Source organism: Mesorhizobium sp. M7A.F.Ca.CA.002.05.1.1, assembly GCF_003998335.1.
Taxonomy (GTDB): domain Bacteria; phylum Pseudomonadota; class Alphaproteobacteria; order Rhizobiales; family Rhizobiaceae; genus Mesorhizobium.
This window is the reverse complement of record NZ_RZQI01001528.1, coordinates 1-665: the sequence shown is the minus strand read 5'-3', so window position 1 is coordinate 665 and position 665 is coordinate 1. Positions and strand designations below refer to the sequence as shown.

At 62.3% G+C, this 665-nt stretch carries 1 protein-coding gene; it reads right to left on the bottom strand.

The genetic code is table 11. The features are described 5' to 3' along the window. Window positions 1-80 precede the first annotated feature (80 nt). Window positions 81-665: outer membrane protein (locus EN939_RS36840; RefSeq protein ID WP_164751627.1), on the bottom strand; the 585-nt coding region annotated here is incomplete at its 5' end.

Below are 665 nucleotides of genomic sequence, written 5' to 3'. Positions count from 1 at the left end.
CTGGGAGCGCCGGCCGCTCTTCCATGAAAGAGCCCTTTGAGTGGTTGCCTGGTCCGGCAGCGTCGCGATTGTGGCCCTGCTCAGAACTTGTAGCTCAAATTGATGCCTACCGTGTTGAGCTTCACGTTCTGATCGCGATCGTTGAAGGGTTCCGCTACGTCGTAGTGCTCGGAGCCGAAATCATAGTAGCGATACTGTGCGCCGACGACGAACTTGTCGGTCAACGCGTAGTCGACGCCGGCACCCACGGTCCAGCCGACATTCGTGCGCGTGCTGTCGAACGCCGGACCCGCGACTTGCGATGTTTCGATGCCGGCAAAGGCGACGCCGCCAATGCCATAGACCAGCAAGCGGTCCATGGCGTAGCCCGCCTTGGCGTTGACCGACCCGAACCACTTGATGTCGGTGCCGAATGTGCTTCCGAAGGCCGATACCGTCGTGCCGCGGACCGAGGAATAGTTGAGTTCCGCCTCGGCGCCCAGCACCGCCTGGTCGAATTGCCACAGTCCGGCGACATGGCCGCCGACAAAACCGCCGTCAACATCGGGTGTGGCCGAAAACGGCTCGCCCTCTGTTCCTGATATGTCGGACCGACCCCAGCCATAGCCGGCTTGCATGCCGGCATAGTAGCCGGTCCAGTCGAAGCCGGGCGCGGTCATCGGAAC